The sequence below is a fragment of the Bacillus cihuensis genome (assembly GCF_000504145.1).
In the GTDB taxonomy this organism is placed as follows: Bacteria; Bacillota; Bacilli; order Bacillales; family DSM-1321; genus Peribacillus; species Peribacillus huizhouensis.
This window is the reverse complement of sequence record NZ_KI632498.1, coordinates 219,376-233,560: the sequence shown is the minus strand read 5'-3', so window position 1 is coordinate 233,560 and position 14,185 is coordinate 219,376. Positions and strand designations below refer to the sequence as shown.

Here is a 14,185-nt window from a genome sequence, read left to right as displayed (position 1 = left end):
TATGTCGAATGAATTACTAAAGGTCGAGAATTTAGAAGTTCAATTTAAATCCGGTTCTACAGTGACAAAAGCCGTAAATGGTGTCAGCTTTACATTAAATAGAAAAGAAAACATTGGGATCGTCGGCGAGTCTGGCTCTGGTAAAAGTGTTACAGCAACATCCTTACTGCGATTAATCCCAACTCCACCTGGAAACATTTCAGGAGGGAAAATTCTTTTTGAAGGCAAAGATTTATTAACGTTATCAGATAAAGAAATGAGAGATATTCGCGGGAATGATATTTCAATGATTTTCCAAGATCCTTTAACAAGTCTTAATCCTGTTTTTTCAGTTGGCGATCAAATTATGGAGTCTATTAAACTCCATCAAAAAGTTTCTAAAAAAGAAGCGAAACAAAAAGCCATTCAAATGTTGCAGTTAGTTGGAATTCCAGCGCCAGAAAAACGATTAAATATGTACCCGCATGAGTTTTCCGGTGGGATGCGTCAGCGAGTAATGATTGCTATTGCTCTCTCATGTAATCCAAAACTGTTAATTGCTGATGAACCTACAACTGCATTGGATGTAACCGTTCAAGCTCAAATATTAGAATTAATGAAGAAATTGCAGGATGAATTCAACACGTCCATTATTATGATTACTCACGACCTAGGAGTCGTTTGGGAAATCTGTCACAAAGTACTTGTTATGTATGCAGGTAATGTGATTGAATACGGAACCGTCGAAGAAATTCACGATCAACCCATGCACCCTTACACATGGGGACTACTCGATTCACAAATAACAGAAAGCGTCGAAGATCATGAAATGCTGACAACCATTCCAGGTAGTCCACCAGATTTAAGACAAGAGATTAAAGGATGCCCATTTGCACCACGATGTTCCTACGCGAGAGACATCTGTTTTTCCAAAGCTCCTGAAATGGTTGAAGTAAAAGAAAAGCATTTTGTTGCATGCCATTTTCAAACGAAAGAAACACGATTAAATAGAAAGGAGAGATCTACTCATGTCAGAGCCGTTGTTAAAAGTTAGAGATTTAAGAAAGTATTTTCCTATAGACAGCCCTATTCCATTTAAAAAGTCTAATCAAAGTGTCAAAGCTGTTGACGGTGTTAGCTTTGACGTCATGCCTGGTGAAACACTTGGTGTTGTGGGTGAATCTGGTTGCGGAAAATCAACAATGGCTCGTCTAGTGAATCAGCTTATCTCCCCTTCTAGCGGCACGGTTGAGTTTCGGGGAGAAAATTTAATTGGAATGGATGCGAAGAAACTACGGGAAACTCGTAAATCCATTCAAATGGTATTCCAAGATCCGTACGCCTCATTAGACCCAAGAAAAACGGTCGGCGAGCTGATTGCAGAGCCTTTAGTTATACATCGAATTGGTGACAAAGCCTCACAAAAAAAGCGTGTTCTAGAATTATTAGAGATTGTTGGTTTAAGCCATTATCACGCTAAACGATATCCTTATGAATTTTCAGGCGGACAACGCCAGAGAATTAATATCGCAAGAGCTTTAGTACTAAATCCGGATATTATTATCTGCGATGAACCGGTTTCCGCTCTAGATGTTTCTGTTCAAGCCCAAGTGATTAACTTATTGAAAGAGTTACAACGAGAATATAATCTTACCTATATTTTTATCTCACACGATTTAAATGTCGTCCGTTATATGTGTGATCGTATTGCCGTTATGTATTTAGGAAAAATCGTCGAAATGGGTACGTATAAGGAAATATATGAAAATCCTAAACATCCTTATACAAAAGCCTTATTATCTGCAATCCCGAAAGAAAGTCCACACGATAACAAAGAACGAATTATTTTAAAAGACGCGATTCCAAACCCAATTCATCCACCCACAGGATGTCATTTCCATGAACGATGCCCATTTATGATGGATATTTGTTCAACGAAGATCCCTCAGTTACTGGATACAGGCAATGGTCATATCGCATCATGTCATTTACTTAAAGAAAACTAGGAGGAGAAAAAAATGTCATTCAAACATGTCATCGAACTTTATGAATTATTAGATAGTCAGTACGTAACAGGTGAAGATGTTAAAAATTATTTAAGTAATATCAAGGGTGATGGAAACATCACGGTAGAAACTGTCCATGGTGAACTCGGTTCTACTGATTTCGTTAAAATTACGATCCCAGGTAAAGATGGGAAATCCAAAGGTGGCCAAGCCCCTACTTTAGGAATCATTGGACGCCTTGGTGGCATTGGTGCACGACCTGAAATGACTGGGTTTGTTTCTGATGGAGACGGCGCACTTTCTGCTGTATCTGCTGCAGCTAAACTATTGGACATGACGAAAAAAGGCGATCAGCTTATCGGCGATGTCATTATTACAACACATATTTGTCCAACAGCACCAACTTTACCACACGAACCAGTTCCATTTATGAATTCACCAGTTGACATTTTTACGATGAATCAACATGAGGTTACAAAGGAAATGGACGCGATTTTATCTATTGATACAACAAAAGGAAATGCAATCCTAAATCACAAAGGTTTTGCGATTACACCAACCGTTAAAGAAGGTTATATTCTAAAAATAAGCGATGATTTACTGCACGTTTATACACAATCTACTGGCACACTACCTGTGACATTACCGATCACAACGCAGGATATTACTCCTTATGGAAATGGTGTTTTCCATATCAATAGTATCCTTCAGCCAGCTGTTGCCACAACTAGCCCTGTTATCGGCGTAGCAATTACGACCCAAACAGCTGTTGCAGGTTGCGGAACGGGTGCTACACACTTAACGGACGTTGAACAAGTCGTTCGATTCGTCATTGAAGTCGCTAAAGTTTACGGTGACAATAAATGCTCTTTCTATAATGAAGAAGAATTTAATCTGTTAGAAAACTTATATGGAAAAATGGATCATCTACAAACATTAGGAAAACAAGGGGTTGTGAAATAATTGGACACTACACAATTAAAACAACGATTAATAGACGAAGTAGAAGCGAGAAAAGATGAATTATTGGAGTTATGCAGTGCGCTCATCCAAATTCCAAGTGAAAATCCACCAGGTGATTCCACAGAAATCAGCCAATTTATTACAGATTATTTAACTAAATTTGATATTGCTGTAGATTGGCATGAATCAGCTGATAAAATGTACAATCTCATTTCAACGATTGGCAATCAAGACCAAGGTAAAAACCTAATCTTCTGCGGACATACCGACGTCGTTCCTGCTGGAGACCGATCTAAATGGGACTTTGACCCATTCTGCGGAGAAATCAAAGATGGCTGGATGTTAGGACGAGGTGCTAGTGACATGAAAGCTGGTCTTTCAGGATTAATCTTTGCTACTACCCTGCTTAAGCGAATGAATATCGAGCTTCCTGGTCAATTATCACTTGTCATTGTCCCTGATGAAGAAACCGGCGGAGAGTTTGGTGTACCATGGCTGTTAGAAAAAGGACTTGTGAAGGGTGATGGCTGTTTAATTGCTGAGCCCTCCTCTCCAAGAAATCCGACGATCGGTCAAAAAGGTTCTTATTGGTTTGAACTTGAAGTATACGGTCAACCGGGACACGGAAGTTTATCTCCACTAGCCGGTCATAACGCGATTAGTGATATGGTGAAGGCACTTTTAGAAATTCAGAAAGTGTGGGATATCCAAATTGAACTTCCTGAAGAAGTGAAACCATTAATTGAGGTAACGCATCGTTATATGCGTGAAGTGGAAACAGAGCGATTACCATATATCGATGTTTTCGAAAGAATTACGTGCAATATTGGCACAATTGAAGGTGGCACGAAAGCAAATGTCATCCCTGAAAGTTGTAAAGTTCAAGTGGACTGTCGCTTACCATTTGGGATTACCCAACAAGAAGTGACCTCCTTTTTAACAGAAAAATTAGATGCTCTAGGCATTCAATATGAATTAAGACGATTTGGCTTTAGAAGTGAAGCCAATTCCACAGATGCAAATGACCCTGTATGTAAAGCGATCACAGATAATATTACATTCGTAACTGGAGATGAAGCATACGGAGTGATGCAGTGGGCAAGCAGTGATGCCCGTCACTTTAGAGAATACAATATCCCTGTACTCCAATATGGTCCAGCTTACTTACCGACCATTCATGGCTATAATGAGAGAGTAAAAACAGAACAAATCATTACTTGCGCCAAAGTGTACGTTGCGGCAATCATTGATTTTCTCTACTCAAATTAACAATTCTTTTTAATTGAAACTCAGGCAATCTCTTTCTATCAGAAATATTTGGTATGATAGGGATAATGTTCTGAGTTTCATGATTGATAGGGGGATTCCATGCTAAAAACAGTTGACGTAGCACTAACAGTTATTCAGATGTTTACAAAGGACGAGCCAGAATGGAGCGGCAGTGAACTCGCTCAAAAAATGCAACTGGATCATGCGAAAATTTATCGCATTCTTGAAACCTTTGAATCACGTAATTTTTTACAAAAAGACCCAACCACCAAAAAATACTCCTTAGGTTTTGCAGCATGGGAGCTCGGCATGGCCATGTATGATCGATTAAATGTAAAGGAATTCATCCATCCGATTTTAGAAGAACTATTTCAGCAAACCGAGGAATCTGTGTTCCTTACTCTTCTAGATAAGGATGAAGCTGTTACTTTTGAGGCGATTGAGCCTGATAACAAAATAAAGTTCTCTGTAACAGTCGGCAGTCGAGCCCCCTTGTATGTTGGCGCTTCCTACCGTTCCATTCTAGCCTTTATGTCGGAAGAATTTATCAACAGCTATTTAACAAGGAACGAGTTAAAGCAGTATACAGAAAAAACAATGACAAATCCCGAAGAGATTAAAAGAGACTTAGAAAAAATCAGACAACAAGGTTGGGCAGTTAGTGAAGGTGAATACACACCAGATATCATCGCTATTGCGGTCCCTGTATTCGACCAACATCACAAAATCATAGGCTCATTAACGATATCCGGACCGATTTATAGAATGACAGAAGAGAAAAGAAATGAATTTATCTCGCTTTTGGAAAAGGCAAAAGTAAAATTAGCCGATGTCATCTACAAATTCCCATTGAAAATTAGAGCTTAACAATTTAAGAGAACATCCATCTGACTAAAATGATATCAGAATATAGAAAAGGAGATCGATCCATCTTGCAAAGATATATTGACGTAGCCAAATCTGTTCTCCTTCACAATTTACATATTAAACAAGATGAACAGATTTTAATCGTAACTGATTCTTCCTTACATGAAATTGGCGAAATCTTTTCCCAAGCTGGAACTGATTTAGGCAATGAAACAATGTTAATCAAAATGGCACCTCGATCGAAATCTGGTGAAGAACCACCGAAAATCGTCAGTGAAGCGATGAAAGCTGCTGATATTGTCCTTTGTATTACCGAACACTCCCTTACCCATACAAAGGCTAGAAAAGAAGCTTCAGCGGGCGGCGCACGTATTGCGACCATGCCTGGCCTCACATTAGATATGCTTGAAGAAGGTGCGATCTTGGCAGATTATTCAGAGGTGGAACAGCTAACCGCCCAATACTGTGACATCCTTGAAGAAGGTGAACAAGTAGACATTATGAAGGACGGCCAAACCCTATCCTTCTCCATCAAAGGTAGAAAAGCCATTCCAAGCACAGGCGTTTTCCGCAACAAGGGCGAATCTGGCAACCTCCCTTCCGGAGAAAGCTATATAGCTCCTCTCGAAAGCTCTGCAAATGGAACGATCAACATTGACGGCTCTATCGCAGGAATCGGTGTATTAACGGAACCTGTCACACTAGTAATCGAAAATGGCAGACTCATTAATGCACATGGTGAAAAGGGCAGACAACTGTTGGAGCTGTTAGGAGATGGTCCTGGAAGAACCATTGCAGAATTCGGCATTGGCACAAACAAAAAAGCCAGACTAACTGGCAATGTGTTAGAGGATGAAAAGGTGTTTGGCACTGTTCATATTGCCTTTGGCAGCAACAAATCCTTTGGCGGAGTAACAGAAGCAGGCGTTCACATCGATTGTGTGATTAAGGAGCCTGTTGTTTATATTGATGGTAAACAGATTTTTTAGGACTTATTTTTGATTTTATATTTTATTATTTTAGAAATTCGTTGATGCCCTAGGAGAAGATTTTCCTGGGGTTTTCTGTTGAATAGATTTACGATTCATTGCAGCACCCGAATACTCCTTGATTAATGTTAAAGCCGTGCAGTTACAAGATATGCAAAGCGTAATGCCACTGATATCAATGTTATGGATCCTGCTTTAATTCATAGTCACTAACTTCCTCCTGACTAATGGACAACAGAGTGTAGTTGTTTTTCTAAAAAATGAACCTCACTTTTCAATTCATTTAGTTGACCATTCAATCGTTCAACTTCTACCACTGTAAGTTCATAATCTAGAGTAGTTTGAACGATTATTTTCATTTCGCGAAGCCTCATTTCTATCTTTTCTAATATTTGGTCTTGTTTTATACACCATTCAAGCTGCTCTTCAAGGAACTGTTTACGTTCCCACTCCTCTTTATCCATAAGATCCTCCAATCAAACAATATCATACGAAAAGAGACCCTAGAAAATCTAGAGCCCCTTTCATATCTAAAATTAACGAAGAAGTTGAAGAACTCCTTGTGGTTGTTGGTTCGCTTGCTTTGCGACTGTATCTTTCGATTACAGAATAGACTATATCTTCATCCATATTTTTCATGGAGCTGGGCACTTCGAACAGCTATTGCTGCCCTACGAGATTCATAGTCATAGCTTTTTGCCTTAGACCGTGTTCTCTAGTCGTTGAACCTTCTCCAGAGTTTCCTCACAGGAGCTTGGCTGCTGATTATCCATTGTTTCATCCTCATCATTTTCACACCTTCACGCTTACCGTTTCCAGTTACGTTGTGGTTGATGAGGCTTTAGGAAGTTCCAGCAATTCACCCAGTTATACTCTTACCCGTTACCAGATAAGACGCCCTTAAATCATTATCTCAAGAGTTGTAAAACTCCTTGAGGCATTTGATTTGATTGAGCCAACATTGCTTGTGCTGCTTGAGAGAGAATAGAGTTCTTCGTTTGTTCCATCATTTCTTTCGCCATGTCTACGTCACGGATACGAGATTCCGCAGCAGTTAGGTTTTCAGAAGATGTGTTTAAGTTGTTGATTGTGTGTTCTAAACGGTTTTGGAATGCACCAAGATTAGAACGTTGTGCTGATACTTTTTCAATCGCATCATTAATAACTTTAATTGCTGAAGATGCAGCCTCATGAGTTGAAACATCTAGTGCAGCTTCTTTTGTATTATTACTTGTACCATCAGTTACTGTGTTTGAAGCTGTGAAACCATCATCTCCTGCTTTACCAGTAATACCTAATGCATCAGAACGCATATCTGCAATTTCAATAGTCATTGATTGACCTTTATTTGCACCTACTTGGAAATTAGCAGTAAATTTCTCTTGAGTACCACCATCAGTAACACGAATATCATTTCCAGCTTTACCGCCAACAGCAGCTGTTACAGAAAGTTTACCAGCAGTTCCTGCAGAAAATACTACATCTTTTACTTGAGGGCCAGCTTGGTCAATTACAGCTTGTACCATCCCAGCTGCATTTGTAACACCGCTAATATTAACACCTATTCCCTTACCTGTGTATGCACCTTTATCAGCATTATAAAATTCAATTTGCTTGTCCCCTACTGTAAATCCTTTACCGACAAATTCCTGTGCTAAAGCTGCAGTTGTAGCTCCAGAGAAATCAACTACATCTGCAGCAGTAGCTTTTACTTCTGTAGTTAGACCTACATCCGCTGTTCCTGAATTTGCACCATTAATTGTTCCACCAGAAGCCGCGATATTGCCTTCTGCTCCTTTGTATAAACCTGTTGCTGTAGCAGCTACAGTTATTTCATCTGCTGTTGTGCCATCAACACTAAAGTTACCTTTTAATGTATCATTTTTTGCAATTACTTCTTTTAAGGCATTTGCAATTGCTGCTGCAGTGTTTGTCTCATCTTGAGCAACTGGAGTACCACCAACAGTATTATTTAAATAAATTGTTGCACTGTTCCCTGTAACATCAAAAGCCTTACCATCTTTTGTTTGGTCAGATGCATTATTCGTAGCAAATGTCAAAGTTATCTTCTGACCATTTAATGTAAATTCTGCTGTTTGCCCATTTGTTGCAGCAGCACCAATAGTTACAGTCTGAGTAGCCTGTGTAGTGTTTACTGTACCACCAGTTAAATTAGCATTCGTAGTCTTACCAGTTTCAGCTAAGTTTGCTTTGCCATCACCTTTTAAAAGGCTTTGTGTATTGAACTCAGTAGTGTTACCAATACGGTTAATCTCAGAAGATAATTGGTTGATTTCTTTTTGGATTTCATTACGGTCAACACCAACGTTTGTATCGTTTGCTGCTTGGTTTGCAAGTTCACGCATACGTTGAAGGATGTCATGTGTTTCGTTTAATGCACCTTCAGCCGTTTGAATCATTGAGATACCATCTTGTGAGTTTTTAGAAGCTTGATCCAACCCACGAATTTGTCCACGCATTTTTTCAGAGATCGCTAGACCTGCTGCATCATCTCCAGCACGGTTAATACGAAGACCTGATGCTAGTTTCTCCATTGATTTAGATTGTGCACCTGAAGCGCTTGATAATTGACGATGTGTGTTTAGTGCTGCGATATTATGATTGATAATCATGTTTGTTTCCTCCTTGAGTTTTAAGTTCCACGTCCTTGTGGGATTTGGCGTTGAAGGGTGATCAAGTCGGCCGCCTGTGTCACCTTCCAACGCTCTATTAGTAATATCGTCACTTAAATTTAATAGTTAATAGAATTGATAACTTTTTTCTCTACTTTTTCTTAAAATAGTCACTTAAATTTGAAAGCAGAGTTGATTTTGTATTTATCGCTTCATTATTCTCTTGTTGAATGGACAGATAAATTTCCTTCCGATGAATCTCAACCTGTTTCGGAGCGTTTATGCCGAGTTTAATTTGTTCACCTTCAACTGCTAAGATTGTGATCTCAATATCATTGCCAATCATTATCGATTCATTGAGTTTTCTAGTTAAAACGAGCATCATTTCTCCTCCTGTTCTGTAGAAGGAATAAGTAATTCACGGATGGAGTAGTTACTAGAATTCATAATGAACTGCTTTCCTAATTGATTGCTTATATTCAAAACAATCGGTGCCTGAAGATTCGCAGTTGTTTCGTTGAACGGATCTCTTACCGTTAATATGACATATATAGAAACATCTTTTTCTGATTCAATTTTTAAGTCCGATAATACATCTTGTGATACCTTCACTTCATAGTTCTGGAAGGATTCAAATGGACTGCTTATGATAAATGCTACTTCCATTGTTTTCATGGATTGTAAAACGATAAAGGGTGTCCCCTTTAATGGAAGCAAGGCAAACTTCTTCTCATCAATAAAGCCTGGTATCCCAGTTTCAAATGTAAAAAGATCTTTTTCTTCTATTTCTACTTCACCATGAAATTTTGTTTGTACTTTCATTTATTTTCCCCCCGTCACTTCTGGATATAGATTAATAAAGTCAATATCCAGTGAATTTTTTTCTAGTACCTCAACATTTACATCTCCAGGTGTGTATTCATGAATTGGTTTTTGCGTCTCTGCTTGAATAATTGGTTTTTGAGGGGTAGCTTCAATATTTACTTCTGCAGGCTGATAGTCAATTTGAACACTAAAGTGCGATGGAATCCAACCAACATTAAATTGCTTCTGAGGCTTTGAACCGTTTTGCTTTGCAAGAGATGCGATTGCATTGCCACTTTTTTCAATATGTCTAAGTTCTTGACCTTGGCTTGCTCTTCTTGCCATTCCATCCAGCCAATCTTGATAACCAAGCTGTGCAAATTCTTCCACACGCTTTGATAAATTCTTTAAATCCATATCTTCTCTCGCTTTTGTCTGGTCTATGGAAAGTTTTCCAGGTGTTGTTTGAATTTCCAGTATCGCCTTAGGTTGTTCAATCGACTGGATTGCTGAAGGCTGTTCAATTTTTTGGACAGCCTCCTTTATATCTAAACCTGTCCTAATAAAATTGGACTGTAACCTGATCTGTGGTAGTTGCATAGTCTCTACTCCTTAAAAAGAAAAAGGTTGGGCCAACAAAACAACCAAAGGGCCAGATCTCGCAACTTCCCTATACAGTATAATTTAAGTGTAGGTAACACTACTGTGTATGGGGTGCGAGGTCAGACCCTTTTTAGGCATCCTTATCTTAGAAAATCAATTAACGATGGCTGAATAACCCGTGAGCCTACACTTAATGCGGCACTATGGATGCTTTCTTGTGTCGTTAAGTCCATGATTGCTTTTTCGATGTCAATATCTTCATTCTTAGACATGACTTTTTTCGCAAAGATTTCTTGTTGGCCTAATCGTTCAGTCATTAGTTCGATACGATTTTGTCTGGCGCCCACTTGTGAGCGAGTGGTTAAGAACGAATCGATTGTTCCATCTATATCATCTAATAAATCGCCAATATTGGGATCATTATTTTCAAGTGCGTCAATGATTTTTTGAATACTTCCATCACTTTTAAGGGCATCACCGAATGTACTAGAGGCATCTGTATTAATTTGAATTTTAATGCCAGAAAACACCTCAATTTCAATCGCAGCACTTCCGTATACAATATTCCCATCAGGATTATTGATAGGATCCTTTGTTGCGTCAGACTGCGATGGCTTAATATTGGTATTTTGTCCATTAAAGATATACTTCCCGCCAATTTGCGTATCGCCAATCGTAATCAGATGATCCTTTAATTCTTTAATTTCGGCTGCAATGCTTTCACGTTGTTTCTCTTCATATGTTCCGTTACTCGCTTTGACTGTTAATTCTCGAATTCGCTGAAGAGCACTAGTTGCCTGATCCAAAGCATCGTCGGTACTGTCAATCCAGTTTTCGGCTTCACCAATGTTACGAGTAAACTGCTCTATTCGACTCACATCCGTACGATAAGTCATTCCCATCATTGCAGACACGGGATCATCGGAAGGCTTTGTAAATTTCTTTTGTGATGAAATTTGTTCCTGAAGCTTTCCTAATCGATCATAGCTTGAGCTTAAGTTACGAAGCATATTATTAGAAAGCATTGATTGTGTTACGCGCATTATTGTTTCCCTCCTTATCTGCCGCCAGTTCCTAAACCATTAACAATTTTATCAAGCATTTCATCCATCATATTAATCACTCTAGATGAAGCATTATAGGCCTGTTGGAATCGAATCATGTCTGTCATTTCTTCATCGAGTGAAACGGCACTTACTGATTGACGGTTATAATCTACTGAATTGGCTAAAATTGTGGAATTCGAATAGTTTTTTTCTGCTCCTTGTGAATCCACTCCCATTGCCCCAATAAGTCCTGAATAAAATGAATCCAGACTTCCATTTAATCCTGGAGGCAATTTTTTCTTTTCACCTGGATTTAAAGGGTCATCTTCCATTAGATACGTATATTGATTAAAATCTACTTTCTTCAAGTCCGCTAATTTTTGCGCATTTTCATTATCCGCTGATGCACCGCTCTTTCCACCCGCAGCAATCAAAGTTGGGTCCTTTAAAATTTCATCGCGTACTTTAATGCCCTCTGCTGGATGCTTGCCTGCTATAATTTCAAAGAAATCTTTTTCATTACCCGCTTTTTTGATAATTGTTCCATCAGCAGCTATATCAGTTTCTTCATTTAATGCAAAACCTCGTCTATGAATCGCATTGAACTCATTCATAAATGCTTCTGTCATATTATTAAGCTTCTGAAGCATATCTGGAAAGCGTCCAACTACAGTAGTAGTAACTCCATCCGTCTTCAAATAACCATAACTCTCAATTAGCCCAGCAAGCTGTCCCGAAAAATTAGTATCTTTTACGAGCCTATCTCCAAACTGCACGCCTTCAACCATCTTTGGCATTGTATTTTGATCGTAAGATACTTTCACCTTGTTAATCCCAAGAATTCCTGATTTATTCACGCTTACAAGATTCACAGGTGGGGTATATGATTGTCCATCCTTCGTAATCATTTCAATATTATAAAGACCTTCTGCAATCGGCTTTGCATTCCCATAATCAGTTGGAGTTACGTTTGTGACTTTAATGTTTACCAACTGTGACAGACTGTCTACTAGCGCATCGCGTTTGTCATATAAGTCGTTTGGCAAGAAGCCATTTGGCTCTACTTCACTAATTTGGCGATTAACTTCACTAATATTCTCAAGAATCGAGTTAATCTCCTGTTCCTTAACTGTAATTTGATTACCGATATCCTTCTGTACACTCATTAAAGAGTTATAGTAATAATTCAAAGTGTCAGCAACCATCTGACCACCTGCTGCTACAACTGAGCGAGCACCTGAGTTTTCTGTATTGGTAGATAAGTCCTGCAATGATTTCCAAAACTTGTCGAGAGTTGCTTGCAAGCCGGTTTCTGTCGGTTCGTTCATGATTCCCTCCATCTTAACAAGAGAATCACTAAGCGTACCGTAATAGCCTACTTTGTTTGCCTGATTTCGGAATTGTACATCAAGAAAGCTTTCGCGCACCCTTTGTACCGACTCCGCCTGCACACCTGTACCAAGTTGCCCCGCTACCATTGGGCTGTTCATTCCTGGTGTAGGGAAAGCTGTAGTTTGAGCAAAATTAACGCGCTGCCGGGTATACCCTGGTGTATTAGCGTTTGCAACGTTTTGTGACATTGTATATAAAGCGCTTTGCGAAGTATTCAAACCCCTTTTAGCCGTTTCAAGACCCATAAAGGTTGAGATCATGATTTAGACCTCCATTTCTATTAAAATATCGTTTAATTATGCCTGCGAATCAAATATGCTTTTCGCTTGGCGGTTTTTATTTTGAATTGGCTTTTCATAATTGTATTCTTGCGGCCTCGGCCGTAACATATCGAGTGATAGATTGACATACTGTAAAGATTGGTAGATGAGCTGCTGGTTCAGAGAGTTTTTTTCTTTCAGATGGCTCACTTCATCGTTAAGCTCCGCTCGCAAACGTACAAGTTCCTGTTTTTCAGGACCATCGACCATTTCGATGATTTCTGTTAATGTCGCTTTTGCCATTCCGGGACTTCTAGCCATTAAAAACTCGTGAACAGTAGCTTCTCTTTCCCGATCAATCATCTCAATCGCCTTCACGTACTTCTGTTCTTCATTCAGCAAGGCAGTGAGGGCATCCATATCACTACGTTTAATGATCTCCGTTTTTCTTGATGCTAGTTCATATAAGCCTTTATGCAGCTTTATCAGTTTGTCTAATACAGTAATGATCTTTTCAGTAGGCATACTGATCCCTCCTTACCTTCCTTATTTCTTAAAATAGTAATTCAAAATGCTTTTCGCTGTATCTTCAGCATTCAATTTATAATTGCCCGCTTCGTATTGCGCTTTCAATTGATCTACCTTTTTTTGTCTTTCTAAATGAATCCGGGATGTTTGCTGAAGTTCTTTGGCTGTGGAGGATATTTCAATCTTGTCCGTTGTTTTAGCGGAAGAGATCTTTGCACTATCTACTTTTTGTTGTTGACGATTATACGGGTTCATTCCCGATGGTCCAAACTGATTAATCTTCATCTCGCAATCCTCACTTTCGGCTTTTTATTGACTCCCTTTTTTACTATTATCGGTTAGCTTTTCGTTTTTTTTATTTGTTTCAATTGACAATCTTTTCATGTATTTGTCGAATGTTGTCTTTTAATTATAGTACCCTATTCTTCCATTCTGCTATAATAGGCACTTAGGTGATCACGTTCAGCGATTTCCCGTTTACGTTGTTCTTCTTTTTCTACCTCTGCCAAATCAGCACGAATCGAGTTTGTGCAATTCCCACAGATTCTTCCTTCTTTAATCATTGTGCCACATTTTTCACATGGATAGCCGAGATTCGGAAATTGCGACAAACGCAACCTACCTTTTTTGACAAATTTAATCAAAAGTTCTTCTTCGACACCAGTTCCGTCGACGACTTGCTGCATCGTTGCGGTACGGTTGGCAGCTTTGCGAATATATTTATAGACGATATCAAATTTAGCTTCTTCTTCTTTAAAACAGACATCACATACGTCACGAAAATTTGATTTCACGAACAATGTATTGCAATTTGCACAATTCGTTAACTCCATCTTGCTAATCCCC

The 14,185-nt window shown here is 38.9% G+C and carries 15 protein-coding genes and 2 pseudogenes; 6 read left to right on the top strand and 11 right to left on the bottom strand.

The genetic code is table 11. The annotated features are described in order from the left end of the window. Position 1 precedes the first annotated feature (1 nt). From V179_RS0122915 to V179_RS0122890, 6 genes are all read left to right on the top strand, one after another. Entirely contained in the window at positions 2–1,033 is a 1,032-nt protein-coding gene (locus tag V179_RS0122915) for an ABC transporter ATP-binding protein (RefSeq protein WP_028393537.1), read from the top strand. Then, a complete protein-coding gene (locus V179_RS0122910) occupies positions 1,008–1,985 on the top strand; it encodes an ABC transporter ATP-binding protein (protein WP_028393536.1) in 978 nt (325 codons plus the stop codon). Before V179_RS0122915 ends, V179_RS0122910 begins: the two co-directional genes overlap by 26 nt. A gap of 12 nt (positions 1,986–1,997) precedes the next feature. Further along, on the top strand, positions 1,998–2,948 hold the full coding sequence (locus V179_RS0122905) for a DUF1177 domain-containing protein (protein ID WP_028393535.1): 951 nt from the start codon (positions 1,998–2,000) through the stop codon (positions 2,946–2,948). Beyond that, complete coding sequence (locus tag V179_RS0122900) at positions 2,949–4,217, top strand: M20 family metallopeptidase (protein ID WP_028393534.1); 1,269 nt, start codon at positions 2,949–2,951, stop codon at positions 4,215–4,217. A 99-nt stretch (positions 4,218–4,316) separates the two neighbouring features. Then, complete coding sequence (locus V179_RS0122895; RefSeq protein ID WP_028393533.1) at positions 4,317–5,084, top strand: IclR family transcriptional regulator; 768 nt, start codon at positions 4,317–4,319, stop codon at positions 5,082–5,084. 62 nt (positions 5,085–5,146) lie between these two features. Then, positions 5,147–6,073 (top strand): aminopeptidase, encoded by a 927-nt coding sequence (locus V179_RS0122890; RefSeq protein WP_028393532.1) that lies wholly within the window; start codon positions 5,147–5,149, stop codon positions 6,071–6,073. Positions 6,074–6,297: 224 nt separating this feature from the next. On the opposite strand, the gene V179_RS0122885 is transcribed toward V179_RS0122890, so the two are convergent. From V179_RS0122885 to V179_RS0122840, 11 genes and pseudogenes are all read right to left on the bottom strand, one after another. Further along, a complete protein-coding gene (locus V179_RS0122885; RefSeq protein ID WP_028393531.1) occupies positions 6,298–6,537 on the bottom strand; it encodes a hypothetical protein in 240 nt (79 codons plus the stop codon). Between the two features lie 444 nt (positions 6,538–6,981). Next, positions 6,982–7,281, bottom strand: a pseudogene (locus V179_RS32570) (flagellin); the annotation flags it as partial. 1,020 nt (positions 7,282–8,301) lie between these two features. Next, positions 8,302–8,706, bottom strand: a pseudogene (locus V179_RS32565) (flagellin N-terminal helical domain-containing protein); the annotation flags it as partial. Between the two features lie 151 nt (positions 8,707–8,857). Then, entirely contained in the window at positions 8,858–9,088 is a 231-nt protein-coding gene (csrA, locus tag V179_RS0122875) for a carbon storage regulator CsrA (RefSeq protein ID WP_028393529.1), read from the bottom strand. Beyond that, a complete protein-coding gene (gene fliW / locus V179_RS0122870; protein WP_028393528.1) occupies positions 9,088–9,528 on the bottom strand; it encodes a flagellar assembly protein FliW in 441 nt (146 codons plus the stop codon). The genes csrA and fliW overlap by 1 nt, the downstream gene beginning before the upstream one ends. Next, complete coding sequence (locus V179_RS0122865; protein WP_028393527.1) at positions 9,529–10,110, bottom strand: DUF6470 family protein; 582 nt, start codon at positions 10,108–10,110, stop codon at positions 9,529–9,531. Between the two features lie 143 nt (positions 10,111–10,253). Beyond that, a complete protein-coding gene (gene flgL / locus V179_RS0122860) occupies positions 10,254–11,156 on the bottom strand; it encodes a flagellar hook-associated protein FlgL (RefSeq protein ID WP_028393526.1) in 903 nt (300 codons plus the stop codon). A 14-nt stretch (positions 11,157–11,170) separates the two neighbouring features. Continuing rightward, a complete protein-coding gene (gene flgK / locus V179_RS0122855; protein ID WP_028393525.1) occupies positions 11,171–12,811 on the bottom strand; it encodes a flagellar hook-associated protein FlgK in 1,641 nt (546 codons plus the stop codon). A gap of 36 nt (positions 12,812–12,847) precedes the next feature. Then, positions 12,848–13,336, bottom strand: coding sequence for a flagellar protein FlgN (locus V179_RS0122850; RefSeq protein ID WP_028393524.1), 489 nt, complete (start codon positions 13,334–13,336; stop codon positions 12,848–12,850). Positions 13,337–13,357: 21 nt separating this feature from the next. Continuing rightward, positions 13,358–13,624 carry a flagellar biosynthesis anti-sigma factor FlgM gene (gene flgM, locus V179_RS0122845; protein WP_028393523.1) on the bottom strand — a complete coding sequence of 89 codons (267 nt, stop codon included), beginning with the start codon at positions 13,622–13,624 and terminating at the stop codon, positions 13,358–13,360. Positions 13,625–13,758: 134 nt separating this feature from the next. Further along, positions 13,759–14,172: a TIGR03826 family flagellar region protein gene (locus V179_RS0122840; RefSeq protein WP_028393522.1), complete on the bottom strand. Its 414-nt coding sequence runs from the start codon at positions 14,170–14,172 to the stop codon at positions 13,759–13,761. Between the last annotated feature and the right edge of the window lie 13 nt (positions 14,173–14,185).